Origin of the sequence: Microbacterium oleivorans, assembly GCF_023715745.1 — a bacterium.
Classification (GTDB): Bacteria; Actinomycetota; Actinomycetes; order Actinomycetales; family Microbacteriaceae; genus Microbacterium; species Microbacterium oleivorans_D.
In genome coordinates this window covers 422,867-448,629 of the sequence record NZ_JAMBOV010000002.1, presented here as the reverse complement: position 1 = coordinate 448,629, position 25,763 = coordinate 422,867, and the positions used below count along the sequence as shown (strand labels likewise).

Sequence of the window (25,763 nt, the reverse complement as noted above, 5' to 3'; positions counted from 1 at the left end):
CTCCGCCGCCAGGACTCGAACCTAGACCTCACAGCTCCAAAGGCTGTCGTGCTGCCATTACACCACGGCGGACCGCGGCGCTCCGGGGTCCCGGCGGCCGCCCGTCAAGTCTGCCATGCGAGCGGGGGCGGGCGAGGACGACGGGGCGCCGCAGCCGCTCTGCGATGATGAGGGGATGGCTCCCGAACACGACGAGGTCGACCGGATCGTGAGCGCCTGGATCGCGCAGCGGCCCGATCTGGACTTCTCCCCGCTCGAGGTGCTCTCGCGTGTGGATCGGCTGTCGCGCCACCTCGATCGTGCCCGCCGTGAGGCGTTCCACCGGAGCGACCTCGAGCCGTGGGAGTGGGACGTCCTGTCCGCGCTGCGGCGCGCGGGCGAGCCGTACACGCTGAGCCCGAAGCAGCTCCTGCAGCAGACGCTCGTCTCCAGCGGCACCATGACCAACCGCATCGACCGGCTCGTCGATCGCCGACTGGTCGTCCGCGCAGCCGACCCCGGTGACGGCCGCGGAGTGCTCGTGACCCTCACGGAGGAGGGTCGCAATCGCGTCGACGCCGCGATCACCCGCCTCGTCGACGCGGAGGCGGAGCTGCTCGGCCAGATATCCCGGGCCGACCGCGACCGTCTCGCCGCTCTGCTGCGCAAGCTCAGCCTCGGCTTCGACGTCTGACCCGCGATGGCGATGCGCGCTCCGCTGCCCGTCCGAGACGGGGTCGGTCCCACACGGCTTCGGGTGCCGCGCACAGGACCGTGGGCGACGATCGCCGACTACGTGACGGGACGGTTCGCGCACATCGACCCCGACATCCTCCTCGCCCGGTTCGACCGCGGTGAGGTCGTCGCGATCGACGGCACCCGACTGACCCGTGAGACGCCGCTCGGGGCGGAGGACTTCATCTGGTACTACCGGGAGCCGCCCGACGAGCCCCGGATCCCCTACGAGGTGACGGTGCGCCACCTCGACGACGACCTCCTCGTAGTCGACAAGCCGCACTTCCTGCCGACCACCCCCGGCGGCGGATTCCTGTACAACTCCGCCCTCGTCCGGCTGCGTCAACGGTTCGAGAACCCCGACCTCACCCCCATCCACCGTCTGGACCGCGCGACGGCGGGGCTCGTGATGTTCTCCGTGCGACCCGCGACCCGCGGCGCGTACCAGACGCTGTTCGCCGACCGGGCGGTCGAGAAGGTCTACGAGGCGGTCACCGCAGTGCCCGCCGACGGGATGCCGCATCTCCCCCTGGCCGTGCGCTCGCACCTGACGAGCTCGCGCGGCAGCCTCCGCGCGATCGTCCACGAGGACCGGGAGCCGAACGCCGAGACGCGCGTCGAGGCGATCCGGGTCACCGCCGAACGGGCGCACCTCCGGCTCCTCCCGCGGACCGGTCGCATGCACCAGCTCCGCACTCACCTCGCCGGCATCGGACTCGGCATCCTCGGCGACCGGTTCTATCCGGACCTCCTCGACGAGGCCCCGGACGACCCGGAGCGACCGCTTCAGCTGCTGGCGCGCGAACTGCGGTTCATCGACCCGTTGACGGGGCACGCCCGCGAGTTCACGACCGGGCTGCGTCTGCGCGAAGCGCCCTCCGACTGATCACGCGAGCTGCTCGCCGAGTTCGAACCACCGCTCCTCGGCCTCGGCGACCTCCGCCTCCATGGCACCGATGCGCTGCATCTCCTCCCCGAGCCCGACGTAGTCGGCCTGATCGTGGTCGGCGAGGGCGGTGCGGGCGGCTCCGATCTGGGCGCTGAGCTTCTCGATGCGCCGCTCGAGGCTCGTGAGCTCCTTCTCGGCCGCGCGTCGCTCGGCTCCGGTGAGAGCGGATGCCGTCGGCGCTGCCGCATCCGCCTTCTGGCCACCGGTGGTCGCCGCCCCTGTCGCCTGCGGCTGGGCGGCCCGCAGGCGCAGGTACTCCTCGATCCCGCCGGGCAGGTGGCGCAGCGTGCCGCCCATGACGGCGTACTGCTGGTCTGTGACCCGCTCCATGAAGTAGCGGTCGTGGGAGACGACGATGAGGGTGCCCGCCCACGAGTCGAGGAGATCCTCGATCGCGGCGAGCATGTCGGTGTCGAGGTCGTTCGTGGGCTCGTCGAGGATGAGGACGTTCGGCTGGTCGAGGAGGATCAGGAGGAGCTGGAGGCGGCGCTTCTGCCCGCCGGAGAGGTCCTTCACGGGCGTGGACAGCTGGGCCGACGAGAAGCCCATGCGCTCGAGCAGCTGCCCGGGCGTGAGCTCCTGCGCTTTCGAACCCGCGCCGAAGGTGTAGGTGGTCCGCAGGCGCGAGACGACCACGCGCACGGGTTCGTCGAGGTGGGGGTCGAGCTCGTCCATGCGCTGCGTCAGGGTCGCCACCTTCACGGTCTTGCCGTGCTTCACGCGCCCCGCGGTGGGCTGCACGACGCCGGAGACGAGTCCCAGGAGGGTGGACTTCCCGGCGCCGTTGACGCCGAGGATGCCGGTGCGCTCACCCGGGGCGATGCGCCACTCGACGCCCCGGATGATCTCGCGGCCGTCGTAGGACACCCCCGCGTCGAGCAGGTCGACGACGTCCTTGCCGAGGCGGGCGACGGCGAGCGACTGGAGGGAGACCCGATCGCGGATCTCGGGGACGTCGGCGATGAGCTCGTTGGCGGCGTCGATCCGGAACTTCGGCTTGCTCGTGCGGGCCGGTGCACCGCGGCGCAGCCAGGCGAGCTCCTTGCGGGCGAGGTTCTGCCGGCGGGCCTCGATGGCCGCGGCCTGCCGGTCGCGTTCGACGCGCTGCAGGATGTACGCGGCGTAGCCGCCCTCGAAAGGCTCGACGATGCGGTCGTGCACCTCCCACGTCTTCGTGCAGACCTCGTCGAGGAACCACCGGTCGTGCGTCACGACCATGAGCGCACCCGAGGTCGCCGACCAGCGTCGCTTGAGATGCTCGGCCAGCCACGCGATGCCCTCCACGTCGAGGTGGTTGGTGGGCTCGTCGAGCGCGAGCACGTCCCAGTCCCCCGCGAGCAGTTGCGCGAGGGCGACGCGACGGCGCTGACCACCCGAGAGCGTGCCGATGGCGGCATCCCAATCCAGGTCGGACAGCAACCCGGCGATCACGTCGCGGACCCGGGGGTCGCCGGCCCACTCGTGCGCGGGTCCGTCGCCGACGACGGCGCGACCGACGGTCAGGTCGTCCGGCAGGACGTCCGTCTGCTCCAGCACCCCGATGGTGACGCCACCGCGAACCGTCACGCGCCCCGAGTCCGGCTCGCGGCGCCCGGCGAGCATCGCCATGAGGCTCGACTTGCCGTCGCCGTTGCGGCCGACGATGCCGATGCGGTCGCCCTCGTCGACACCGAGCGAGACGCCGTCGAAGACGACCTTGGTCGGGTACTCCAGGTGCAGGGCCTCGGCCCCGAGAAGATGTGCCATCCCCTCCAGGCTACGCGGCGCGGGGAGGGTGCCCGCTCAGTACCAGAAGCTCAGGCGCGGTGTCGTCGTCGAGGCGAACACGCGGGCGAGGCGGTGCGGATCGTCCGTCTCGATGCGTCCCGCGCGAGCGAGCGTCACGGGCGAGACGCCGCCGAGCAGGATCGCCGACAGCTCGGCGACACCGAGCTTCGCGAGCGGGACGCCGAGCGGCGCCTCGTCGACCACGTCGACGCCCGGCTCCTCACCGGCCGACAGGACGAACCTGCCCTCGGCGATCCCGAGCGGATCGGCGACCTCCAGAGCCACCACGTCGTCGACGTCGTACCCGCGCGCTGCGAGCACCGTGGGCACGTCGAGGATCCGCAGGTACTGGTGGTCGGCGATCCGGATGCGGGCGGCACGCTGATCGGCGATCATCCACCAGAGCGGCTCGTCGACCGACAGTTCGCTCGCTCGCACGGTGCCGATGAGATCGAGCGACAGGAGGAAGCGCCAGAGGCCCGCGTACGCGGCATCCGTCACCGCGAGGAGCTGATGGACGGTCGCGATCGACGCGGCCCAGTCGTCGTCGTTCTCGCTGACCGAGTACAGGGCGACACCCTCGACCTCGCCCTCCGGCGAGCGGTACTGGACCGCACGCAGCCGGTCGGCCTTCTCGGCGTCGGGACGTGTGCCGTAGGTGCGGTCCCAGTGACCGCCGGGCATCGCGATCTCACCCGGAGACGTCAGGCGGGTGCGCTCGTGCAGTGCGGTCGCGGCTTCCCGCGCCTGTTCGCGCGTCACGTAGTCGAGCCGGCCCGGAGCGATCGGACCGATCCACCCCGCTCGCCGGGTCTGGATCTCCCACGACGCGGCTGCGGCCGCGGGCGCGAATCCGAACCGCCCGTAGATGCCCGATTCGCTGACGGTCAGACCCGCGATCGGGGCGCCCTGCGCCACCGCCGTGCGCAGCTCCCCTGCCATCACACGCGAGAGCAGCCGCCGCCGACGGTGCGTGGGCGCGACGGTGACCGCGCTGATCGCGCACATCGGGATCGTGGCCGCGCCCGGGAGCGTGAGGTCGGCGATCCACGACGCGAAGGTGGTGACGGGTTCGTCCGGCTGCACGGCAGCGGGGTCGTAGACGCCGATCTTCCGGCGGTACCGGCTGCGGACGAAGGACTCCCCGCGCTGCACGTCGTTGCGCTCCCCGTCGAGGAAGCCGCGGGCGACGGCATCCGTCCACCGGTCCGAGGCGGCACGGTCCTCGTCGCCGACGCGGTCGATGCGGAGGCCGTCGGCCTCGATCGCGGCACGCAGGGTCTCGTCGAGCGGAGCGGAGTGGAAGGCGTCGCCGAGTGAGGTCATGCCCTCCAGGCTAGGGGGAGCCGCCGACGTGCGTCAGACGATCCGTGTGCCGGCGACCGGTCCGCTGACCGTGTGGGCGGTGCGACCAGCATCCGACAACTGCGACGCGATCTCTCGCGCGTGGTCGTCGTCGGACGCGAGGAACGCGACCGTCGGGCCCGAACCCGAGACCAGTCCGCCGAGGGCGCCGGCGGCCATGCCCGCGTCCAGCACCTCGGCCAGTGCCGGGCGCAGGTGCACGGCGGCGAGCTGCAGGTCGTTGCGGATGACGGCCGCCAGGGCCGCGGCATCCCCCGACCGCAGGGCACGCAGCACCGCCGGGTCGACCTCGGGCATCAGGCGACCGGGCCCGATGTCGGCGACGTCGCGGAGGCGGTCGAGCGTGCCGTAGACCTCGGGCGTCGAGAGTCCGTCGCCGTCGGTGACCAGCACCCACGAGAATCGGCCCCGACCGAGCGCCGGGGCGAGCTCGTCGCCGCGACCGGTGCCGACGGCGGTGCCGCCGAGCAGCGCGAACGGGACGTCCGCACCGAGGCCCGCGCCGAGCTCGTGCAGCTCGGACGTGGAGAGCCCGGCCTCGATCAGCTCGTTCACGGCGACGAGGGCGGCCGCGGCATCCGCGGATCCCCCGCCCATACCGCCGGCCACCGGTACGCCCTTGTGGATCTGCAGACGGATGCCGCCCTCCCACCCGACCGCGTCGGTCACCAGGCGGGCGGCACGAAGGGCGAGGTTGCGCTCGTCGAGCGGAACGCCCGAGACGTCGACATCGCCCGTGACCGCGAGATGGAACCCCTCGTCGTGCGAGGCCCAGAGGTCCTCGTACAGCGAGACCGCCTGATAGACCGAGGCGACCTCGTGATAGCCGTCGTCGCCGACGGCGCCCACGTCGAAGAAGAGGTTGAGCTTGCCCGGCGCGCGCACGTGCACGCGCCGAGCGGGGTCGATGCTCAGGCTCACGCGTTCGCCGAGTCGGCCCAGAGGTCGACGTCGATCGCGCCCGAGAGCGCGTCGATGCGGGCGAGTTCGTCGTCGTCGAACGGTGCACCCTCGGTGGCGGCGAGATTCTGGTCCAGCTGCTCCGGCCGCGAGGCCCCGATGAGCGCAGAGGTCACGACCTCGTCGCGGAGGACCCACTGGATCGCCATCTGCGCAAGGGTCTGGCCGCGCTGCTGCGCGATGTCGTCGAGGCCCCGCAGCGTGTCGAGCGCCTTCTTGTTCAGCTGACCGTCGGGCAACGAGAAGCGGCTCTGCGCCCGGTCGGCCGTACCGTCGCCGAGGTACTTGTCGGTGAGCAGGCCCTGCGCGAGCGGCGTGAAGGCGATCGCTCCCATCCCCGCCGTGCGGAGCGATTCGGTCAGCCCGTCCTCGACCCAGCGGTTCAGGATGGAGTACGAGGGCTGGTGGATGACGAGCGGGGTCCCGAGGTCCCGCGCGACGGCGACCGCCTCCTCGGTGCGCTCCGCGCTGTACGACGAGATGCCGACGTAGAGCGCCTTGCCCTGCCGGACGAGCGTGTCGAGGGCGCCGATGGTCTCCTCGATGGGCGTCACGGGGTCCGCGCGGTGCGAGTAGAAGATGTCGACGTAGTCGACGCTCATCCTCTTGAGTGACTGCTCGGCGCTCGCGATGAGGTACTTCCGCGACCCGTTGTTGCCGTACGGACCGGGCCACATGTCGTACCCCGCCTTCGACGAGATGAGGATCTCATCGCGATAGGGCGCGAAGTCCTCGCGCATCATGCGGCCGAAGTTGGTCTCGGCCGACCCGAAGGGCGGGCCGTAGTTGTTGGCCAGATCGAAGTGCGTGACACCACGGTCGAAGGCGTGACGCAGCAGGGTACGCTGGTTGTCGAAGGGGATGTTGTCCCCGAAGTTCCACCAGAGTCCCAACGAGATCGCCGGCAGATACAGGCCGCTCGAACCGACCTGGCGGAAAGCCCCCGCATCGTAGCGGGAGGACGCCGCCTGATAGGGGCGGTGGGTGTCGCCATTGCGCGACGAGGGGAAACGGTCCGCGTAATCGGTCATCACCCCAGGCTATCGATCGCAGGCACCCGAAACGTCGGCGAAACGACGGAGACCTAGTCTTGCCCGACGGGACAGACACATCGAGGGAGAACATATGGCGCGACTGACCGCACTGCCGTCCGAGGGTGGTTCCTGGACCGCTCTTCTCGAGCGCGAGGACATCGTCCTCATCGGAGGCATGCTGCACCTGCGCCATGACGACACCACCCCCGAGCAGGCCCGCATCGCCGATCTGCTGCTGATCGCCGACACGCTCGCCGATGCCGGGATCCCCCATCTCCTCATCCGTCACTCGCGCTCGGTCCCCGGGCTCGTCGTCGACCTCGCCCACCGGTCGCGTGCCCTCACGGCTCTGTCTGGTCGGGCCCTCACCGAACCGATCTACGCGAAGGCGAAAGGCGGCACGCCGGTGCCTTTCGGCGAACTGCGCCTGCGCGCCTCCGGCCCGTCGTCCGTGCGCGTCTTCCGGCCCCGCGTGGCCGGCGAGCTCCGCTACGGAGCCGGTTGCGGCGTGCGCGTCGAGTTCTGGCGGTTCGGCGAGGAGCTGGTCGAGGCGCCGCACGCGAACGACCTCACGCGACGCACCTTCGCCGCGGAGGACGTCGAGCCGGCCACCGTGGAGCGCTACGGCCGCACCTGGCAGACCGTGAACGGGATGTTCGACCCGCACCCGGGCGAGGTCACCCACGAGATCGACATGGTCTTCTCCTGGGTCGACGGCTCGTCCTCCGAGTTCCAGCGCCAGCGGGCCGCGCAGCTGTCCGAGTACGTCGTCGGCGACGGCGACGACGGTCCCGCCCGCTACCGCCATGTCGACGAGCTGCGCTACGCGCTGCGGAGCGTCCACATGTACGCCCCATGGGTGCGCCGCATCTTCATCGCGACCGACTCCCCCGCCCCCGCGTGGCTGCTCGACCACCCGAAGGTCACGATCGTGCGCAGCGAGGAGTTCTTCGAGGACCCGTCCGTCCTCCCGACGCACAACTCCCACGCCGTCGAGGCCCAGCTCCACCGCATCGAGGGGTTGTCGGAGCACTTCCTCTATTCGAACGACGACATGTTCTTCGGGCGTCCGCTCTCACCGGATCTGTTCTTCTCGCCCGCCGGCGTCTCGTCGTTCGTCGAGTGCGACGTCCGCATCGGGACAGGCCCGCGCCGCGTCGCCCGCAGCGGCCACGACAACGCCCTGCGCCTGAACCGCGAGCTGCTGCGCGAGCGCTTCGGACGCACGATCGTCCGCGACCTCGAGCACTGCGCCGCTCCCCTGCGCCGCTCGGTGATGTTCGAACTCGAGCGCGAGTTCCCCGAGGAGATCCGGCGCACCGCGGCATCCCGTTTCCGCTCCGCCACCGACGTGTCGGTGACCAACTGCCTCTACCACTACTACGCACAGTTCACCGGTCGTGCGATCGCCTCGACGGCGCCGCGCGTGCGGTACTTCCAGACGACGCAGGCCGCGTCGCTGCGCCGCATGGAGAAGCTCGCCGAGCGCAGCGACGTCGACATGTTCTGCCTGAACGACGGCGGGGACCACGAGGTCCCCGAACCGGTGCGCGTACGCGCGGTCACGGGACTGCTCGAGCGGCTCTTCCCGGTCCGCGCGCCGTGGGAGGACCCGGCGCTCAGCGCAGCGCCGGTACGCCCGGTCGAGCTGCACGCGTGACCGAACCGGTCACTCCCGCCACGCGAAGGCGGCGCTGAGCCTCATCGGGGTCGATGTACTCCAGCGGCGTCGAGACGTCGAGCGGGACCACCGAGTGGACGACGGTGTCGTCGTAGACGTGCACCATGTTGTACGCCTGTGCGCCGTCCTGCGGCCGCGTGCCGCCGACGGGCACCGTGAGGTCCTGCGCGTAGCACGTCGACGACGCGACCGAGACGGGGATGCCCGCGAAGGTCGCGAAGGTCGAGTAGTGAAGGTGTCCCGCGATGATCGCGCGAACGTCCGTCCCGCGGACGACGTCGGCGAGACGTCGCTGGTCGCGCAGCTCGACGCTCGACGCCAGCGGCAGGACGCTGGGTACAGGCGGATGGTGCATGGCCAGCACGGTGCCGAGCGGCGCTGGGGTGGCGAGCACATCCGCGAGCCAGCGCAGCTGCGCGTCGGAGAGCTCGCCGTGGTGGTGCCCCGGCACGCTCGTGTCGAGCGTCACGATGCGCAGACCGTCGAGCTCGTCCACGCGGTCGTACGGCGCCGTCGGGTCGGCGGGGGTCTGGTCGAGCAGACGCGCTCGGAACGCACCGCGGTCGTCGTGGTTGCCCATGACCCAGAGCAGACGCGCGCCGAGCCGCTCGGCGAAGGGCTCCACGAGCGCGCGGATCGCGTCGTAGGCGGCCGCCTCGCCGAGGTCGACGAGGTCGCCCGTGAAGACGACGGCGTCCGGAGCGATGCCGCTGGACTCGATGGCGGCGAGCGCCGCGGTGAGCGAGGCCTCGCCGTCGACGCTGTCGAACAGCCGGGGGCCAGGACCGCGCAGATGCGTGTCGCTGAGGTGGAGCAGGATCCGTTCGGCGGCCGGATGCTCGGCGCGGCGCATGGTCACTTCTTCCGTCGGTGCGGGGACTCGGGTGCCTCCGCCTTGCCCTGGAATGTTACCGGCATGTTTCGGGAACGCGCGGTGAACGACGCACGAAGTCACCGGAAACTCTGTGCTGACGCATCGGCTCCGGAGGGATCGACGGATGCCGCCGGCTCAGGCGCGCGCGATGCGGACGTAGTCCTCGATCGTCAGGTCCTCGCCGCGGGCGGTCGGTGCGACGCCGGCGCGCTCGAGCACCTCGGTCGCCGATGCGGACGAGCCGCCCAGCACCCCCGAGAGCGCCTGGCGGAGCATCTTGCGACGCTGCTGGAACGCCGCGTCGACGATGGCGAAGGTGCGCAGGCGCTCTTCCTCGGTGCCGCGAGGATCGGTGTCACGCTCGAACCCGACGAGAACGCTGTCGACGTTCGGCACCGGCCAGAAGACCTGGCGCGAGACGGTCCCGGCCAGTCGCCACGGCCCGTACCAGGCCGCCTTGACGCTCGGCGCCCCGTAGACCTTCGACCCCGGAGGCGCGGCGAGCCGCTCCCCCACCTCGGCCTGGACCATGACGACGCCGCGCTGGATCGACGGGAAGTGCTCCATGAAGTGGAGGAGCACCGGCACGCTGACGTTGTAGGGCAGGTTCGCCACGAGGACATCGGGTTCGCCGGGGAGTTCGCTCACACGCAGCGCGTCCTGCGCGACGACGGTGAGGGCGCCATCCGGGACGCCGTGTGCGGCGGCGGTGGCCGGCAGACGCTCGGCCAGGCGGTGGTCGATCTCGACCGCGGTGACGGGCGCCCCGGTCTCGAGGATCGCGAGGGTCAGCGAGCCGAGGCCCGGTCCGACCTCGACCACCCGGTCGGCGGAGGTGACCCGCGCGGCGTGCACGATCTTGCGCACGGTGTTCGCGTCGACGACGAAGTTCTGCCCGAGCTTCTTGGTCGGCGTGACGTCGAGGTCGGCGGCGAGCGCGCGGATCTCGGCGGCTCCGAGGAGGGTGACGGGCATGGGTTCCAGCCTAGTTGCCGGGGTTCGCCCCGCCGATCAGGGGATGATGGGCGGATGACGGATGGCTGGGCGATCGCGGTGAGCGTCGCCGGCGGCCTCGTCCTGCTGTGGGTCGCGCTGCTCGTGGTCCTCGCCCTGCAGGTGCGGCGTGCCGGCGGAGCGATCGAGTGGCGCGAGGCGGTGCGACTCGTCCCGGACGTGATCCGCCTGATCCGCCGGCTCGTCGCTGACCGCGCGGTGCCTCGCGGCGCCCGCTGGTGGCTCGCAGGGCTCCTCGTCTACCTGCTCTCGCCGATCGATCTCGTCCCCGACGTCATCCCCGTGTTCGGATACGCGGATGATGCCGTCGTCGTGGTGATCGCCCTGCGCTTCGCGCTGCGGCATGCGGGCCGGGACGCCATCGAGCGCCACTGGCCGGGGACGGGGACGGGCCTCGAGAGTCTCCTCGCTCTCATCGGTCGGTCACGCACGTCCTGACCGATCCGTGCGGCTCAGCCGCCCTCGCCACCCGGGTCGATGGGTGCCCCGTCCCAGCCGTCGGGCAGGTCGCCGCGTTCCACGGGACCTCCGCGGTCGGCCCGCCGCTGCAGCTCGGCGAACATCCGATCGGTCTCCGCGACGGTCGGCGCACGAAGGCCCGCGGCCGCCTCTCTCAGATCCGCGGACGGGGCGCCATAGCCGTCGCCGCCGACGATCAGCACCGTCCGACCGGGCTCGACGACGGCGTACTCCTCGATCCGTCCCGCGGACCGTCGCCAGGTTCCGCCGTCCTGCACGCACGTGGCGTCACCACCGCCCCACATCTGCTGGGCGGCGCACGCCGCGGCGTCCATCTCCCCCGGCCCGGTGCGCACGGTGATCATGTCGCCGGTGCCCGGTTTCGACCACGTCGCGGTCATCCCGCCCTCGTCCGTCTCGTTCACGGACTGCGGGGCCAGGTCGTACCCGTCGATCGTGGTGGTCACCACGAGGACGGGGTCGACACCGAGGTGCGAGACGCGCTCCGCGATCTCGTCGGGCGTGGCCGCTGCCGCCGTCGCGCACCCGGGGAGTCCGAGCACCAGGACGGCTGCGGCCACGGCGAGCACGACGCGACGAGGCATGCGGCTCACCCTAGCCGCACGCCTCCTCAGCCGGCGGCCGCCCGCGCCGCCGCGGGCAGGGCGTCGACGATGCGGCCGATGGCGGCGGCGTCGTGCGCGGCCGTGACGAACCACGCCTCGAACGCGGACGGCGGCATCGAGACGCCGCCCTCGAGCATCGCGTGGAAGAACCGCCCGTACGCATCCGCATCCTGGGAGGTCGCGGTCGCGTAATCGGGCACGCCGTTCACGACGGACTCGCCGAAGAAGATGCTGAAGAGGGTTCCCGCCCACTGCACGACGTGCGGGACACCGGCATCCGTCAGAGCGGCGGATGCCGCGTCCGCGACGATGCGCGCGACGGAATCGAGCGTGCGGTAGACCGCGTCGTCGGCGTGTGTCAGGGTTGCAAGACCCGCTGCGACGGCGACGGGGTTCCCCGACAGCGTGCCCGCCTGGTAGACGGGACCGGTCGGCGCGAGGAGGTCCATGATGTCGGCGCGCCCGGCGACGGCGGCGACGGGGAGACCCCCGCCGATGACCTTGCCGAAGGCGATGAGGTCGGGGACGACATGCTCCCCCGCGGCCTCGAGCACACCCGCGTAGCCCGAGCGCGACGAGCGGAAGCCCGTGAGCACCTCGTCGCTGATGAGGAGGGCGCCGTTCCGGTGCGCGATCTCGGACAGGAAGGCCGTGAAGCCGGGTGCCGGGGGCACGACGCCCATGTTGGCGCCCGCGGCCTCGGTGATGATGGCGGCGATCCGTCCTTCGTGCGCGCGGAAGACCTCCTCGACCGCGGCCCGGTCGTTGTAGCCGATGACGAGGGTCTGTGCGGCGATCGGTGCGGGGACCCCCGCCGACCCCGGCAGCGCGAGGGTCGCGAGACCCGAACCGGCCTGCGCGAGGAGCCCGTCGGAGTGACCGTGGTAGTGCCCGGCGAACTTGACGAGCAGGTCGCGACCGGTCGCGGCACGCGCGAGACGGATCGCCGTCATGGTCGCCTCGGTGCCGGTGGAGACGAGACGGATCTTCTCGGCGGCGGGGACGCGCGCGCGGATCTCCTCGGCCAGCTCGGTCTCGGCGGATGTGGGCGCGCCGAACGAGAGCCCGCGCTGCGCCGCCTGCACGACAGCCTCGATCACGGCCGGGTGCGAGTGGCCCAGGAGGGCGGGGCCCCAGCTGGCGACGAGGTCGACGTAGTCGCGGCCGTCGGCATCGGTCACGTAGGCGCCCTGCGCCGACACCATGAACCGCGGCGTGCCGCCGACGGAACCGTAGGCGCGGACGGGCGAGTCGACGCCGCCGGGGATGACTCCGCGGGCGCGGTCGAACAGCTCCTGGTTGCGGCTCATGCGGGTTCCTTCCCGGCGCGCAGCCAGTGCGCGACCTCGACGGCCCAGTAGGTGAGGATGACGTCGGCACCGGCACGGCGGATGCCGACGAGGCTCTCGCCGATCGCGCGCTCGCGGTCGATGAGGCCGGCGGCGGCGGCGTGCTCGATCATCGCGTACTCCCCCGAGACCTGATAGGCCCACACGGGCACGCTCGAGCGGTCCGAGACACGGGTGAGCACGTCGAGGTACGGCATGGCGGGCTTGACCATGACGACGTCGGCGCCCTCGGCGATGTCGACGAGTGCCTCCTCCACGCCCTCGCGGGCGTTGGCGGGGTCCATCTGGTAGGTCCGACGGTCGCCCTGGAGGGTCGACTCGACGGCGTCGCGGAACGGGCCGTAGAACGCGGAGGCGTACTTCGCGGAGTAGGCGAGGATCGCCACGTGCGCGAACCCTGCGGCATCCAGTCCCGCGCGGACCGCGGCGACCTGGCCGTCCATCATCCCCGACAGGCCGAGCACGTCGGCGCCGGCGCGAGCCTGCGCGACACCCATCTCGGCGTACACCTCGAGCGTCGCGTCGTTGTCGACCGAGCCGTCGGCGGCCAGCAGACCGCAGTGGCCGTGGTCGGTGAACTCGTCGAGGCACAGGTCGGCCTGCACCGTCAGCCGCCCGGCCGCGGCGCGCGCCGCGACGGCGATCGCGCGGTTGAGGATGCCCTCCGGGTCCGTAGCGCCGCTGCCGACCGCGTCGCGCACGGCGGGGACGCCGAACAGCATGATCCCGCCGATCCCCGCGGCCGCGGCCTCATCGACGACGTCGGCGATCGCGTCGAGCGGATGCTGCGAGACCCCGGGCATGCTGGCGATCGGCTGGGCCTCGGTGATGCCCTCCTTGACGAAGACCGGGAGCACGAGCTGCGAGGGCACCAGGTGGTGTTCGGCCGCGAGGCGGCGCAGAGCCGGCGTGCCGCGCAGACGGCGCAGGCGACGGGTGGGGAACGAGGTCATGACGACTCCTTGACGGGGAGATGGGCGTCGAGCTCGGCGATCAACGCGTCGATGCTCTGGGTCTGTGCGGTGTGGGCGACGGTGAATCCGAGAACGGCCGCATCGCGCGTCGTCCCCGGTCCGATGGAGGCGACGAGTGTGGATGCCGGCAAGCGCCCCACCTGGCGGCGCAGCTCCCGGCCCACACTGAGCGAGGTCAGCAGCACGACGTCGATCGCGCCGGAGCGGAGACCGCCCGCGACCTCGGGCTCGAGGTCCACGCCGACGGTCCGGTAGGCGATGCAGACGTCGACGGCGAAGCCGCGCACCTCGAGCTCGTCACTGACGACCGCTTGGGCGAGGTCGCTGCGCACGACGAGGGAACGGCCGGTCGACGCGGGCGTCCGGTCCGCGCACCACTGCGCAGCGAGCGCCGCGGCCGACGACGGTCCGGCGGGCACGAAGTCCACCTCCCAACCGGCCTCGGCGACGGCGCGCGCCGTGGCGCGACCCACGGCGGCGATCCGGGTCGTCTCCGGGATGCGGACCCCGTGCTGTCGCAGCTGATCGACGCTCGCCGCGCTCGTGACGAACAGCCAGGCGTAGGTTCCGTCCGACAGGGCCGCGAACGCCCGATCACGCGCCGCGGTGTCGCGGGGCGGGGCCGAGGAGATGAGGGGAGCGACGACCGGCTGGGCACCACGGGCGCGCAGGTCGGCGGCGACCCGGTCGCCCCACCCACCGCCGCGCGGCACGAGGACGTGGGCGCCGCGCAGGCCTCCCCCGGTCATCGGGAGGTGCCCGCCAGATCGGCGAGGTCGGCGGCACCGCCCTCGAGGAGTTCGGCGACGACGTCGGCGGCGGCGGCGTCGAGGTCGACGTGCGGGTCGAGGCGACGCTCGGCCGTGACCGACCGCGTACCGTCCTCGGCGTAGACGTGCGCGACCAGGGTCACCACGTCGCCGTGGTGGACGGCGTCGATGGCGACCGGTGCGGCGCACCCGGCCTCGAGGCGTCGCAGCACGGCGCGCTCCAGATGCGCGGCGTGGGCGGTCCGGGCGTCCTCGATGAGCGCGACCGCCTCGGCGACGGCGGTGTCGCCGTCACGGACCTCGACGGCGAGCGCGCCCTGCGCGGCCGAGGTCGGCCAGTCGAGCACCTCGGTGATGGCGGCGTCGCGGCCGATGCGCCGGAGGCCCGCCTCGGCGAGGATGATGGCGTCGTACTGCCCCTCGGCGACCTTCCGCAGCCGGCTGTCCACGTTGCCGCGGATGCCCTCGACCACCAGGTCGGGGCGGCGCGCCCGCACTTGGGCGACGCGGCGCGGTGAGCCGGTGCCGACGCGGGATCCCGCGGGCAGCGCGTCGAGGGCGAGCCCGTCGCGTGAGTGCAGGACGTCGCGCTGCGAGGCCCGCTCCGGGACGGCGCCGACGACGATGCCGGGGTACGGCGCGGTCGGCAGGTCCTTCATCGAGTGCACGAGGAAGTCGCACTCGCCGCGTAGGAGGGCATCCCGCAGCGCCGTCGCGAACACGCCCGTGCCGCCCATCTGCGCGAGCGGGCCGGTGAGGACGTCGCCCTCGCTCGTGATCGGCACGAGTTCCACGCTCCGACCGGATGCCGCCGCCACAGCATCCGCCACGTGCTGCGACTGGGTCGTCGCCAGCAGGCTCGCCCGGGTGCCCAAGCGGAGCGCCGAGGTCACGGTGCCACCCCCGAGAGTGCCGGCTGGAAGCCGAGACGCTTGTTCTCGCAGCATCCGGGGCGGCACACGTCGTACCAGGGGCCGAGGTCGGTGACGGCGGGGCGCTCGGCGGCGGGGGTGCCGTTCAGGCGCTCCTCGACGAGGTCGACCAGACCCGCGACGTAGTCCGGGTGCGTGCTGGGGGTCGCGGTGCGGACGGCGATGAGCCCCAGCTCCTCCGCGGTCTCCATCGCCTCGGTGTCGAGGTCCCACATGACCTCCATGTGGTCGCTCACGAACCCGAGCGGCACGATGAGGACGGCCTTGCGTCCCCGACCCGGCAGCTCCTGCATCGCGTCGTTGATGTCGGGCTCGAGCCAGGGCACCTGCGGCGGGCCGGAGCGGCTCTGGAAGACCAGCTGCCAGGCGCCCGGGAAAGCGAGCCGCGAGATGATCTCCTCACCGACCGCGAGGTGCTGGGCGACGTACGCCCCGCCGGGTCCGAAGCCTCGCTCCGGCGGGCCGGAGCGGTCGGCGTCGGAGGTCGGGATCGAGTGCGTCGAGAACAGGATCTCGACGTCGTTCGCGAGGTCGGTGACACCGCGCTCGGCGAGTTCGGCGATCGCCGCACGGATGCCGTCGACGAACGGCGCGACGAACCCGGGGTGGTCGAAGAACTGGCGGACCTTGTCGATCTGCACGTCCGTCTGGTGGCCGGTGGCCTCGACGGCGTCCGCGAGATCCTCGCGGTACTGGCGGCACGACGAGTACGAGCTGTACGCGCTCGTGGCGATCGCGAGGAGCGTGCGCCGGCCGTCGGCGACGGCGGAGTCGATCGCGTCGGTGACGTACGGCATCCAGTTGCGATTGCCCCAGTAGACCGGCAGGTCGAGTCCGCGCGAGGCGAGCTCGGCGTCCAAGGCGGCTTTGAGCTCGCGGTTGTGCTCGTTGATGGGAGACACCCCGCCGAAGTGGCGGTAGTGGTGGGCGACCTCCTCGAGACGCTCGTCGGGGATGCCGCGGCCGGCGGTGACGTTGCGCAGGAACGGGATGACGTCGTCTTGTCCCTCGGGGCCGCCGAATCCGAGCAGGAGGATGCCGTCGTAGGCCACCGGCGTGGTGGCGTGCGGCTCTCCCGCGCAGGTCCCCTCCGTCGCGTTCGGGATGACGCAGCCGTCGGCCACGACCACCCCCGATGCGCGGGGTGGCTTCGGGCGGAACCCCGCGCCCTGGGACCCGATGTTCTGGGCGCTCACGACAGCACCTCCGCCAGCTCGTCGATCTCCACGCGCCGTCCCGTGTAGAACGGAACCTCCTCGCGCACGTGACGACGCGCGTCGGTGGCACGCAGCTCACGCATCATGTCGACGAGGCTGATCGGGTCGTCGCTCTCGAGCGGGAGGAGCCACTCGTAATCGCTGAGGCCGAACGTCGAGACGGTGTTGGCGACGACGTCGCGGAAGGCGGCGCCCTTGCGGCCGTGCTCGGCGAGCATGCGGGAGCGCTCCTCCTCGGGCAGCAGGTACCACTCGTAGCTGCGGACGAAGGGGTAGAGGCAGAGCCACCCGCGGGCGTGCTCGCCGCGCAGGTACCCGGGGACGTGACGCTTGTTGAACTCGGCCTCGCGGTGCACGCCCATCGCGCTCCACACGTTCGTGAAGGCCGCGAGCACGGGGGTGCGGCGGAGGCCGCGCAGCGCCTTCTGGAGAGCTGCCGGGTCCTCTCCGTGGAGCCACACCATCACGTCCGCCTCGGCTCGCATCCCGGTGACGTCGTAGAACCCGCGGAGGGTCACCTCGGAGGCGGGCAGCGCGTCGACGGCCGTGCGCAGTGCGTCGAGGTCGGCGCTCGATGCGGCGACGCGCGGGCGGGGGCCGGCCAGGATCGAGAAGAGCGTGTAGCCGAGGCCGGGGGCTGACAGATCGTCAGCGGACATGACGTACTCCTTCGGAGGGGGTGGGGTGGGACAGCAGTTCCGCCGCGACGGCGCGAGCGTGAGGGATGACGGAGGCGAGACCGGTCCCCGAGGCGACCGCACCGAGGAGCCGGATGCCGCGGGTCGCGGCCGCGGCCGCAGCGGCGACCTTCACCTCGGGGGTGACGACGGCGTCCGACCATGACACCGGCGCGATCTCCCGGACGTCAGCGGGGTTGACACCGACACCGGTCAGCGTGCGGACGGCGGCGGCGATCTCGGCGGGCGTCTCGAGGCCGCCGGCGGCGGCGTCCCGTGCGGACAGCCGGATGGCGTGCGCACCCGCCGGCAGCGCCGCGGCGGCCCACTCCCACTTGGCGTCGACGTGGGTGAGCGCTTTGGCGGCCGAGGGCACGTCCGGGGCGGCGATGACGCCGGACCCGACCGGGTGGCGGTCGAACGCCGCCGAGGCGATCTCGGCGACGACGAGACGCACGGGTGCGGCCACGGGCGCCGCGACGCCGAGCAGACGCGACGCGGATGCAGGTCCCGTCGCGACCACGACCTCGCGGGCGACGAGCGTCTCGCCGTCGAGGACGACGTCCGCGCCGGCGCTCGTCGTGCGGATCTCGCGGACGGTCGCTCCGGTGCGGATGACGGCGCCGGCGCGCAGCGCTGCCATCTCCAGTTCCGCCGCCAGACGCCAGAGCCCCCCCTCCACGCCGCGGACGGCGGAGCCGGCACGCGCGTGCGTCGCGAGGGCGTCGACGGCCGCCGTCAGCGAGCCGAGCTCCTGGAAACGCCCCCACAGGGCCGGATGAAGAGCCGAGAGGGTCACCGCATCGGCGCGCTGCGAGTACACGCTCGCGCACAGGGGCTCGACGAGGCGAGCCGTGACGGCGGCGCCGAACCGTGCCGTCGCGAGCTCCGCGAGGCTCGGCTCGACACCCTCGAAGACCGCCGGATCGACGGGGAGATCGCGTTCCCGCGCCGCCCGGCGCGCACCGGCGCGGCCGAGCACACGGACGACATCGGCCGCGGCGGCATCCGCCGGCATCCCGATGAGGGCCCGCCGCGGGAGCGGCGCCCGTCCGACGCGTCCCATCCGCCGGCGGAACGCGACGTGCGCCCCGCCGGGGCGGGGCTCGACGAGCTGCACGGCGAGGCGCGCGTCGGCCACGAGGTCGGCGACCCCGGTCGTGCGGGTGGCGAAGGACTCGGCCCCGAGGTCCACGGCGACCCCGGCGACGGTGCCGCGGCGCAGCATCCCTCCGACGGCATCCCCCGCCTCGAGCACGACCACGTCCCGCCCGGCGCCGGCCAGCTCCCACGCCGCGGTCAGCGCGGCGACGCCGCCTCCGACGATGACGACGTCGTGCACGGCAGGGGAACCGGTCACGGTGCGCGCCAGTCGTGGACCGTCCGGACCACCGCCGAGATCGCGTCGGGGTCCGCTTCCATGGGCACACCGTGCCCGAGGTTGAAGACATGCGCACGGGCAGCGAGTCCCGACTCCAGCACGCGGTGCACACCCGCGGTCCGCACCGGCTCGGGGGCGAACAGCAGCGCCGGGTCGAGGTTGCCCTGGATCGTCAGATCGCGATCGATGCGGCGGCGCGCCTCGTCGAGGGGCACGCGGTAGTCGACGCCGAGCGCGTCGATGTCGGGCGTCGCCATGTCGGCGAGGATCTCACCCGTCCCGACGCCGAAGTGCACGAGCGGCAGACGATCGACTCCCTCTGGCAGCGGCAGCGAGCGGGCATGCTGCAGCGCGGCGACGGATGCCGGGAGCACCGACGCGCGGTAGTCGTCCGGGTGCAGTCCGCCCGCCCACGAGTCGAACAGTTGCCCCGCGCTGGCACCGGCCTCGATCTGCAGAGCGAGGAAGCGCCCGGTGACCTCGGCGAGCCACATCGTCAGGTCCTCCCACGCGGCGGCGTCCTCGTGGATGAGGCGCCGCGCGGCGAGGTGATCCTTCGAGGGACCCCCCTCGACGAGGTAGGCCGCGAGCGTGAAGGGCGCGCCGGCGAAGCCGATGAGGGGCAGCGGCTCACCGCGCTCCTCGGACAGCTCGGCGAGCATCGCCGTCGTGCGACCGACGGCATCCGCGATGACACCGCCACGCTCGACGACGAGCGCCGGGTCGATCGCGACGGCCCGGGCGATGTCGGCGGGGGTGCGCAGCGGTTGCGAGAAGACGGGGCCGCGACCGGCGACGATCTCCACGTCGATGCCGATGAGAGCCAGCGGCACGATGATGTCGCTGAAGAAGATGGCGGCGTCGACGCCGTGCCGGCGCACCGGCTGCATCGTGATCTCGCTCGCGAGGGCCGGGTCGAGGCAGGCGTCGATCATCGAGCCCTGCGAGCGGAGCGCGCGGTACTCGGGCAGGGACCGGCCCGCCTGCCGCATGAACCAGACCGGCGTCGTCCGGGGGCGGTCGCCCAGCAACGCGCGGACAAGACGGGACTCGCGGGTGCGCGCGGCGATGAGGGGGTGGCTGATGCCGGGAATGATGAGCTCCTCGAATCGGTTAATCGATATACTAGTCGCGATCCAAGGGGGTTCTCCGCACCGTGCTCGTCTGCCTGACCGCGCATCAGCGCTCCACGCCGTTCGATTCCCTCGAGCGGCTGTCGACGGTCGGCGACGACCTGGCCGAGCGTCTGTCCGCGGTCCACGATTCGATCCGGGGCGCGGTGGTCCTGGCGACCTGCAACCGCTTCGAGGCGTACTTCGACCTCGCCGAGGAGCCCGACCTCGCCTCCCCCGTCCCCGCCATGGATGCCGCCATGGAGGAGATCGCCGGCGCCGCCGACATGGACTACCGGTCGCTGCGCGAGAACGTCGACTTCGCCCACGGCAACCAGGTCGCCCATCACCTGTTCACCGTCGCGTCGGGCCTGGACTCCGTGGCCGTCGGCGAGGACGAGATCGCGGGGCAGGTCCGTCGCGCCCTCGAGGCCGCGCGCGGACGGGGACTGACCACGGCGCCCCTCGAGCACCTGTTCCAGCGCGCGACGGAGACCTCGCGCGCCGTGAAGAACACGACGCGGCTCGGCGAGTCCGGCCGCTCCCTCGTACGCCTCGCCGTCGATCTCGTCAGCCCCCGCGTCGATTGGGCAACGTCCCGTGTGCTCCTCGTCGGAACGGGCCGTTACGCGGCCGCTGCCCTGGCGGCGCTGCGGGCTGTGGGGGCCGCCGACATCCGCGTGCACTCCCGCTCGGGCCGCCAGAAGTTCGCGAACCGCGAGCACCTCGTGCACGTGAGTGTGGCGGACTACGCCGCCGAGGCCGCTGCCGCCGACGTCGTGGTGACCTGCACGGCCACGACCGACACCTTCGCCCTCGACGCGTTCTCGCACGCGACCGCCCGTGCGGGCAGCGCTCGCGCCCAGGTCGTCATCGACCTCGGCCTGCCCCGCAACGTCGACCCTGAGGTGGCCCTGCTCCCCGGCGTCGAACTGCTCGACCTCGAGACCATCCGACTGCACGCCCCTGTCGACGAGGCCGAGACCGTCGGGCAGGCGCGCGAGATCGTCGAGGCCGCCGCGAAGCGGCACGCTGCGGCGCGACGTGTGCACGAGGTGTCTCCGTCGGTCGTCGACCTCCGGGGCTTCGTGCACACCGTGCTCGATGAGGAACTCACCCGCGCACGACGGCGCGGCGACTCGGCCGAGGTCGAGACCGCGTTGCGGCACTTCTCCGGAGTCCTGCTGCACCAGCTGATCGCTCGCGGCCACACGCTGGCCTCGTCGGGATCGGGGCCGGAGTGGGCCGAGGCGATACGCACCGTGCTGCCCGAGCCGCGCCACGGCGGTTCACCGGACGAGGGCGAGCAGCCGTGACTCCGAGCGTCACTCTGAAGGACATCGCGCGCGCCGCCGGCGTGTCGACGGCGGCCATCAGTCAGGCGCTCAACGATCGCGGCAGCATGCGTCCCGAGACGCGCGAACGCATCAAAGCGATCGCCGCGGAACTCGGGTACGTCCCCAATCGGCATGCGACGGCGCTGCGCAGCGGTCGCACCATGACGGTCGGCTTCGTCATGGGCGACGATCCCGACGGCGATCGGCGGGGGGAACTCCGGCGCGTGCGCAAGCTGACCTCCCTCGTCCGCGCCTCCGCGGCGCACGGGTTCACCGTCACGGTGCTGCCGGACTCGAACCCCGACCTCCTCGCGGGCACGACCCTCGACGCCCTCTACGTCCCCGACGCCCGCGGCAACCGCGAGCTGCTGCTCGCCGCCATCGCCCGCGGCATCCCGATCGTCGCGGACGATCAGTTCGTCGACGGCTCCCGGGGTCTCAGCATCCGCACCGGCTACGACGCCGCGGTCCGCGCGGGACTCGACGAGCTCGCACGCGCGGGCGCTCGACGGATCGCGTTCCTGACGGAGGACGGCGGCGCTCCCCGCGACGAGATCGGGCGGGCCGCGTACGAGATCTGGAGCTCCGTGCGCGGCCGCGAGCCTCTCGTGCGCGCGGTCGACGCCTCGCGGCGCACCCTCCCCCGCCTCATCACCGATGTCCTCGCCGACGGCGCGGACGCGATCTTCGCCGGCGCGGAGGACGGGCCGGACGTCTATCTGCAGCTCGAGGAGATGCGGCTCGTCATCCCCCGCGACGTCCAGCTCGTCGCCCTCTGCTCCACCGACTGCGCCGTCAACCGCCGCCTGGGCGTGACGCACGTCTGCATCCGGCCGGACCTCGCGGCGGAGGCGATGTTCGACACGCTCCCGGCCGCGCTCCTCGACGACGGCCCGCGGGTCGTGGACCTGCCGTGGGAGCTCGTACCGGGGTCGACGACGCGTCCGCCGGTGCCGGCCGCGCTCGCTCAGTCCGTGAAGGCGCCGTAGACCTCGAGGGTGTTCTGCGCGAGCTGTGCGCAGAGTTCCTCGAGGGGGATGCCGAGCTCATCAGCCATGAACCGCACGGTGACCGGCACGAGGTACGGGGCGTTGGGGCGCCCCCGGTGCGGAGTCGGTGTGAGGAAGGGCGCGTCCGTCTCCACGAGGATCCGCTCGCGCGGGGTCACGGCGAGGGCGTCCCGCAGGTTCTGGGCGTTCTTGAAGGTCACGTTCCCGGCGAAGCTCAGCCAGTAGCCTCGGTCGGCGCAGTACCGCGCCATGTCGGCATCGCCCGAGAAGCAGTGGAAGACGGTCCGCTCCGGGGCTCGGACGCGGTCCAGGGTCTCGAGGACCGCCGCATGCGCGTCACGATCGTGGATCTGCATCGCGATCCCGTGACGCTTGGCGATGTCGATGTGCGCCTCGAAGCTCAGCATCTGAGCCGGGATGCCCTCGTCCTCGGTGCGGAAGAAGTCGAGCCCGGTCTCCCCCACCGCGCGCACCCGCGGCTGCGCCGCCAGCTCGTCGATGACCGAGATCGCCTCGTCCAGCCGACCGGCGGCGTGGTAGGCGGGGGCCTCGTTCGGATGGATGGCGACGGCGGCGAGCACCGCCGGATGGGATGCCGCGGCCCACGCCGACCACCGGGACGACTCGATGTCGCCGCCGGCCTGCACCACGCCGACCACACCGACCTCGGCCGCGCGAGCGAGCTGGTCGTCGAGGCCCTGCGGCTCGTCGCCGTCCTCGATCTCGAGGTGAGCGTGGTTGTCGTAGACGGCGACGGGGAGCGGATCGGGCGCTTCCGGCCAGCGGACGTCGCGGGCCGACTGCTCCCGCTGACGGACGTAGGTGCTGGGATCGGTCGTCATGCCGTCTGCTCGACACGCGGGAACAGTGGCGCGAGCGCCCCCACGCGGGTGCCGGCCGGCAGCTGACCCCAGGCGCCCGCGTCACGCAGCGGCTGCGCCGTGAGCTCGCCCGGAGCGCCGAGGGCGTCCCACAGCGTCGCGGTGGACTTCGGCATGACGGGCGAGAGCAGCACGGCCAGCGCGCGCAGACCCTCCGCCGCCGTGTACAGCACCGTCGAGAGGCGACCGCGGTTCGCGTCGTCCTTCGCCAGCGCCCACGGCTCGTTCTCGGTGATGTAGCCGTTGAGCTCGTCGACGATCCTCCAGATCGCGGCGATCGCCTCATCGGGGCGGAACGCGGTCATCGCAGCGTCGGCCGCGGCCGCGGCATCCGCCACCGTCGACTGCACGCGGAGGTCGAGGTCCGTGGCGTCGCCCGGGGTGGGGACGACACCGTCGAAGTAGCGTCCGATCATGGCGATGGTGCGCGACGCGAGGTTGCCGAAACCGTTCGCGAGCTCGGCCTGGTAACGCGCCGACAGGTCCTCCCACGAGAACGACCCGTCCTGTCCGAACGCGATCGCCGAGAGGAAGTAGAACCGGTAGGCATCGGAGCCGAAGACATCCGTGATCTCGGTCGGCGCGATGCCGGTGAGCTTCGACTTGGACATCTTCTCGCCGCCGACGAGCAGCCAGCCGTGGGCGAAGATCCCCTTCGGCACCTCGAGACCGGCAGCCATGAGCATCGCGGGCCAGATGACGGCGTGGAAGCGGAGGATGTCCTTGCCGACGACGTGGTAAGCAGGCCAGCGCCGCTCGAACTCCGCCGGGTCGTCGCCGTAGCCGACCGCGGTCGCGTAGTTCAGCAGCGCGTCCACCCAGACGTAGATGACGTGCGACTCGTCCCACGGCACGCGGATGCCCCAGTCGAACGCGGAACGCGAGATCGACAGGTCTTTGAGGCCGGATCGCACGAACGAGACGACCTCGTTGCGCGCCGAGTCCGGGCGCACGAAGTCGGGCTGGGTCTTGTAGAGCTCGAGCAGCCGATCCTGGAACTCGCTGAGCTTGAAGAAGTAGTTCTTCTCCTGCAGCAGTTCGAGGGGCTTGGAGTGGATGGCGCAGACCTTCAGTCCTTCGAACGGACCGGTGCCGTCGACGATCTCGGCCTCGGGCTTGAACTCCTCACAGCCCACGCAGTACAGCGCCTCGTACTCACCGGCGTAGATGTAGCCGCTGTCGTAGAGCGCCTGGACGAACTTCTTGACGCGCTCCTCGTGGCGGGGCTGCGTCGTGCGGATGAAGTCGTCGTTGGCGACGTCGAGCGTCGTGAGCAGCGGGAACCAGCTCTCCTCGACGAGCTTGTCGACCCACTCCTGCGGGGTGACGCCGTTCGCGGTCGCGGCGCGGAGCATCTTCTGCCCGTGCTCGTCGGTGCCGGTCAGCATCCAGGTGTCATCGCCTGCCTGCCGGTGCCAGCGCGCGAGCGTGTCCACCGCCACCGAGGTGTACCCGTGCCCGATGTGGGGCAGATCGCTCGGGTAGTAGATGGGGGTGGTGATGTAGAAGGAGCCGCCGGAAGTCACCAGGAGATTCTACGGGCGACGGCGCGGGCGACGCCGTTCATGACGGCTCAGGCGCTCGCGCGCGGGACGAGTGTCGTGGGGAGCACGATCGACTCTCCCGGGCCGCCGTCGATGACCTCGAGCAGGACCTCCACCATCCGTCGCGAGATCTCCGACCACGGCTGTCGCATGGTCGTGAGGGGCGGATCGGTCGTCGCGGCGAGGCCGGAGTCGTCGAATCCCGCCACCGCGACGTCCTCGGGGACGCGACGACCCGCGCGGCGGAGCGCGGCGATCGCTCCGACCGCCATGATGTCGGATGCCGCGAACACGGCGTCGATGTCGGGCGCCCGCTGGAGCAGGCGGGTCATCGCCGCCTCGCCCGCCTCGCTGGAGTAGACGTCCTGCTCGACGAGCGCGGGGTCGAAGCGGTCGCCCATCTCGTCGCGGAACCCGATGAGGCGGTACCTCCCGCCCGGGGTGTCGTCGGGACCGGTGATGATCGCGATGCGCTGGTAGCCGCGGTCGAGCAGATGTCGGGTCATCTCCCGCGCGGAGCCCTCCTCGTCGACGGAGACCGTAGGCACGTGCGCGCGGTCGCCGAGCGGGACGCCGGTGCACACGGTGGGCACCCCTGCACCGGTGAGGGCGGCCAGCAGCGGATTGGACTCGTGGGACGAGATGAGCAGGACGCCGTCGACGTGACCGGCCCGGACGTAGCGCTCGATGTTCGCGTACTGCGAGGGGTGCTCGGCGATGAGGAGGACCAGCGTCGTGTCGCGAGCCGCGAGCGCCTCGGTCGCCCCGCGCAGCAGGAGCGCGAACGTGGGATCGGCGAACAGCAGGTGCTGCGGCTCGGTGAGGAGGAACGCGACCGAGTTCGCCCGGCCGGTCGCCAGCGCACGCGCGGCGTGGCTGACGGTGTAGCCGGTCGCCTGGATCGCCGCCTCGACGGCGACGCGGGAGGCTTCCGACACCCACCGACCGCCGTTGATCACGCGCGAGACGGTGCCATGGGAGACGCCGGCGACCTCTGCGACGTCCCGGATGGTGGGACGTCTGCGCTCGGAGGGGAGGACCACGCGCTGACTCTATACCCGACTCGGCACAGGCCCCGACGCGGTCTGGGACCGGTCACAGTTCGATAACAGGAGCCGGGTGACGCACGGCATCCG

Annotated in this window: 24 protein-coding genes and 1 tRNA gene; 6 read left to right on the top strand and 19 right to left on the bottom strand. The window is 72.1% G+C overall.

What is annotated here, in order from left to right; all coding sequences use genetic code 11:
- Window positions 1-72: transfer RNA gene (locus M3190_RS06925), tRNA-Gln, on the bottom strand.
- Between the two features lie 103 nt (window positions 73-175).
- Between M3190_RS06925 and M3190_RS06920 the strand changes: the two genes are divergently transcribed.
- Complete coding sequence (locus M3190_RS06920; RefSeq protein WP_251580052.1) at window positions 176-673, top strand: MarR family winged helix-turn-helix transcriptional regulator; 498 nt, start codon at window positions 176-178, stop codon at window positions 671-673.
- 6 nt (window positions 674-679) lie between these two features.
- Window positions 680-1,600 carry a pseudouridine synthase gene (locus tag M3190_RS06915; RefSeq protein WP_251580045.1) on the top strand — a complete coding sequence of 307 codons (921 nt, stop codon included), beginning with the start codon at window positions 680-682 and terminating at the stop codon, window positions 1,598-1,600.
- On the opposite strand, the gene M3190_RS06910 is transcribed toward M3190_RS06915, so the two are convergent.
- The 4 genes from M3190_RS06910 to M3190_RS06895 are packed head-to-tail and all read right to left on the bottom strand — an operon-like array spanning window position 1,601 to window position 6,786.
- Window positions 1,601-3,409: an ABC-F family ATP-binding cassette domain-containing protein gene (locus tag M3190_RS06910; protein WP_251580037.1), complete on the bottom strand. Its 1,809-nt coding sequence runs from the start codon at window positions 3,407-3,409 to the stop codon at window positions 1,601-1,603.
- 36 nt (window positions 3,410-3,445) lie between these two features.
- Window positions 3,446-4,756, bottom strand: coding sequence for a GNAT family N-acetyltransferase (locus M3190_RS06905; RefSeq protein ID WP_251580035.1), 1,311 nt, complete (start codon window positions 4,754-4,756; stop codon window positions 3,446-3,448).
- A gap of 33 nt (window positions 4,757-4,789) precedes the next feature.
- Entirely contained in the window at window positions 4,790-5,716 is a 927-nt protein-coding gene (locus tag M3190_RS06900) for a 4-(cytidine 5'-diphospho)-2-C-methyl-D-erythritol kinase (RefSeq protein WP_251580033.1), read from the bottom strand.
- Window positions 5,713-6,786 (bottom strand): aldo/keto reductase, encoded by a 1,074-nt coding sequence (locus M3190_RS06895; protein WP_251580031.1) that lies wholly within the window; start codon window positions 6,784-6,786, stop codon window positions 5,713-5,715. Before M3190_RS06895 ends, M3190_RS06900 begins: the two co-directional genes overlap by 4 nt.
- A 94-nt stretch (window positions 6,787-6,880) precedes the next feature.
- Between M3190_RS06895 and M3190_RS06890 the strand changes: the two genes are divergently transcribed.
- A complete protein-coding gene (locus tag M3190_RS06890; RefSeq protein WP_251580023.1) occupies window positions 6,881-8,449 on the top strand; it encodes a stealth conserved region 3 domain-containing protein in 1,569 nt (522 codons plus the stop codon).
- On the opposite strand, the gene M3190_RS06885 is transcribed toward M3190_RS06890, so the two are convergent.
- Both M3190_RS06885 and rsmA read right to left on the bottom strand, forming a co-directional pair.
- On the bottom strand, window positions 8,409-9,323 hold the full coding sequence (locus tag M3190_RS06885) for a phosphodiesterase (RefSeq protein ID WP_251580022.1): 915 nt from the start codon (window positions 9,321-9,323) through the stop codon (window positions 8,409-8,411). The two genes, M3190_RS06890 and M3190_RS06885, sit on opposite strands and share 41 nt — an antisense overlap.
- A 156-nt stretch (window positions 9,324-9,479) precedes the next feature.
- On the bottom strand, window positions 9,480-10,319 hold the full coding sequence (gene rsmA, locus M3190_RS06880; protein ID WP_251580020.1) for a 16S rRNA (adenine(1518)-N(6)/adenine(1519)-N(6))-dimethyltransferase RsmA: 840 nt from the start codon (window positions 10,317-10,319) through the stop codon (window positions 9,480-9,482).
- Between the two features lie 54 nt (window positions 10,320-10,373).
- On the opposite strand from rsmA, the gene M3190_RS06875 reads away from it, so the two are divergent.
- Complete coding sequence (locus tag M3190_RS06875) at window positions 10,374-10,796, top strand: YkvA family protein (protein WP_251580011.1); 423 nt, start codon at window positions 10,374-10,376, stop codon at window positions 10,794-10,796.
- A 14-nt stretch (window positions 10,797-10,810) separates the two neighbouring features.
- On the opposite strand, the gene M3190_RS06870 is transcribed toward M3190_RS06875, so the two are convergent.
- Genes M3190_RS06870 through hemE form a run of 9 tightly spaced genes read right to left on the bottom strand, consistent with a single transcriptional unit; the run spans window position 10,811 to window position 19,840 of the window.
- A complete protein-coding gene (locus tag M3190_RS06870) occupies window positions 10,811-11,422 on the bottom strand; it encodes a hypothetical protein (RefSeq protein ID WP_251580009.1) in 612 nt (203 codons plus the stop codon).
- 26 nt (window positions 11,423-11,448) lie between these two features.
- The gene (gene hemL / locus M3190_RS06865; protein ID WP_251580007.1) at window positions 11,449-12,753 is read right to left on the bottom strand and encodes a glutamate-1-semialdehyde 2,1-aminomutase; all 1,305 of its coding nucleotides are present in this window, start codon (window positions 12,751-12,753) and stop codon (window positions 11,449-11,451) included.
- Window positions 12,750-13,745 (bottom strand): porphobilinogen synthase, encoded by a 996-nt coding sequence (hemB, locus tag M3190_RS06860; RefSeq protein WP_251580005.1) that lies wholly within the window; start codon window positions 13,743-13,745, stop codon window positions 12,750-12,752. The genes hemL and hemB overlap by 4 nt, the downstream gene beginning before the upstream one ends.
- On the bottom strand, window positions 13,742-14,515 hold the full coding sequence (locus M3190_RS06855) for a uroporphyrinogen-III synthase (RefSeq protein WP_251580003.1): 774 nt from the start codon (window positions 14,513-14,515) through the stop codon (window positions 13,742-13,744). The genes hemB and M3190_RS06855 overlap by 4 nt, the downstream gene beginning before the upstream one ends.
- Window positions 14,512-15,429, bottom strand: a complete 918-nt coding sequence (hemC, locus tag M3190_RS06850; RefSeq protein ID WP_251580001.1) for a hydroxymethylbilane synthase — start codon at window positions 15,427-15,429, stop codon at window positions 14,512-14,514. Before hemC ends, M3190_RS06855 begins: the two co-directional genes overlap by 4 nt.
- A complete protein-coding gene (locus tag M3190_RS06845; protein ID WP_251579987.1) occupies window positions 15,426-16,664 on the bottom strand; it encodes a ferrochelatase in 1,239 nt (412 codons plus the stop codon). Before M3190_RS06845 ends, hemC begins: the two co-directional genes overlap by 4 nt.
- On the bottom strand, window positions 16,661-17,344 hold the full coding sequence (gene hemQ / locus M3190_RS06840) for a hydrogen peroxide-dependent heme synthase (protein WP_251579985.1): 684 nt from the start codon (window positions 17,342-17,344) through the stop codon (window positions 16,661-16,663). The genes M3190_RS06845 and hemQ overlap by 4 nt, the downstream gene beginning before the upstream one ends.
- Entirely contained in the window at window positions 17,334-18,722 is a 1,389-nt protein-coding gene (locus tag M3190_RS06835) for a protoporphyrinogen/coproporphyrinogen oxidase (RefSeq protein ID WP_251579983.1), read from the bottom strand. Before M3190_RS06835 ends, hemQ begins: the two co-directional genes overlap by 11 nt.
- Window positions 18,719-19,840, bottom strand: a complete 1,122-nt coding sequence (gene hemE, locus M3190_RS06830; protein WP_308222246.1) for a uroporphyrinogen decarboxylase — start codon at window positions 19,838-19,840, stop codon at window positions 18,719-18,721. Before hemE ends, M3190_RS06835 begins: the two co-directional genes overlap by 4 nt.
- A 59-nt stretch (window positions 19,841-19,899) precedes the next feature.
- Between hemE and M3190_RS06825 the strand changes: the two genes are divergently transcribed.
- Complete coding sequence (locus M3190_RS06825) at window positions 19,900-21,171, top strand: glutamyl-tRNA reductase (RefSeq protein ID WP_251579979.1); 1,272 nt, start codon at window positions 19,900-19,902, stop codon at window positions 21,169-21,171.
- Window positions 21,168-22,181 (top strand): LacI family DNA-binding transcriptional regulator, encoded by a 1,014-nt coding sequence (locus tag M3190_RS06820; protein WP_251579977.1) that lies wholly within the window; start codon window positions 21,168-21,170, stop codon window positions 22,179-22,181. Before M3190_RS06825 ends, M3190_RS06820 begins: the two co-directional genes overlap by 4 nt.
- On the opposite strand, the gene M3190_RS06815 is transcribed toward M3190_RS06820, so the two are convergent.
- The 3 genes from M3190_RS06815 to M3190_RS06805 are packed head-to-tail and all read right to left on the bottom strand — an operon-like array spanning window position 22,160 to window position 25,670.
- A complete protein-coding gene (locus M3190_RS06815; protein WP_251579975.1) occupies window positions 22,160-23,044 on the bottom strand; it encodes a TatD family hydrolase in 885 nt (294 codons plus the stop codon). The genes M3190_RS06820 and M3190_RS06815 overlap by 22 nt on opposite strands.
- Entirely contained in the window at window positions 23,041-24,609 is a 1,569-nt protein-coding gene (gene metG / locus M3190_RS06810; RefSeq protein WP_251579973.1) for a methionine--tRNA ligase, read from the bottom strand. The genes M3190_RS06815 and metG overlap by 4 nt, the downstream gene beginning before the upstream one ends.
- 47 nt (window positions 24,610-24,656) lie before the next feature.
- On the bottom strand, window positions 24,657-25,670 hold the full coding sequence (locus tag M3190_RS06805; RefSeq protein ID WP_251579965.1) for a LacI family DNA-binding transcriptional regulator: 1,014 nt from the start codon (window positions 25,668-25,670) through the stop codon (window positions 24,657-24,659).
- Window positions 25,671-25,763 lie beyond the last annotated feature (93 nt).

Coding starts and splice junctions, on each gene's coding strand:
- M3190_RS06855 (WP_251580003.1), bottom strand. CDS start 14,515: ATGACCGGGGGAGGCCTGCGCGGCGCCCACGTCCTCGTGCCGCGCGGC.
- M3190_RS06815 (WP_251579975.1), bottom strand. CDS start 23,044: ATGACGACCGATCCCAGCACCTACGTCCGTCAGCGGGAGCAGTCGGCC.
- hemL (WP_251580007.1), bottom strand. CDS start 12,753: ATGAGCCGCAACCAGGAGCTGTTCGACCGCGCCCGCGGAGTCATCCCC.
- hemQ (WP_251579985.1), bottom strand. CDS start 17,344: ATGTCCGCTGACGATCTGTCAGCCCCCGGCCTCGGCTACACGCTCTTC.
- hemB (WP_251580005.1), bottom strand. CDS start 13,745: ATGACCTCGTTCCCCACCCGTCGCCTGCGCCGTCTGCGCGGCACGCCG.
- M3190_RS06885 (WP_251580022.1), bottom strand. CDS start 9,323: ATGCGCCGCGCCGAGCATCCGGCCGCCGAACGGATCCTGCTCCACCTC.
- M3190_RS06895 (WP_251580031.1), bottom strand. CDS start 6,786: ATGACCGATTACGCGGACCGTTTCCCCTCGTCGCGCAATGGCGACACC.
- M3190_RS06905 (WP_251580035.1), bottom strand. CDS start 4,756: ATGACCTCACTCGGCGACGCCTTCCACTCCGCTCCGCTCGACGAGACC.
- M3190_RS06870 (WP_251580009.1), bottom strand. CDS start 11,422: ATGCCTCGTCGCGTCGTGCTCGCCGTGGCCGCAGCCGTCCTGGTGCTC.
- rsmA (WP_251580020.1), bottom strand. CDS start 10,319: ATGCCCGTCACCCTCCTCGGAGCCGCCGAGATCCGCGCGCTCGCCGCC.
- M3190_RS06875 (WP_251580011.1), top strand. CDS start 10,374: ATGACGGATGGCTGGGCGATCGCGGTGAGCGTCGCCGGCGGCCTCGTC.
- M3190_RS06915 (WP_251580045.1), top strand. CDS start 680: ATGGCGATGCGCGCTCCGCTGCCCGTCCGAGACGGGGTCGGTCCCACA.
- M3190_RS06920 (WP_251580052.1), top strand. CDS start 176: ATGGCTCCCGAACACGACGAGGTCGACCGGATCGTGAGCGCCTGGATC.
- M3190_RS06890 (WP_251580023.1), top strand. CDS start 6,881: ATGGCGCGACTGACCGCACTGCCGTCCGAGGGTGGTTCCTGGACCGCT.
- M3190_RS06910 (WP_251580037.1), bottom strand. CDS start 3,409: ATGGCACATCTTCTCGGGGCCGAGGCCCTGCACCTGGAGTACCCGACC.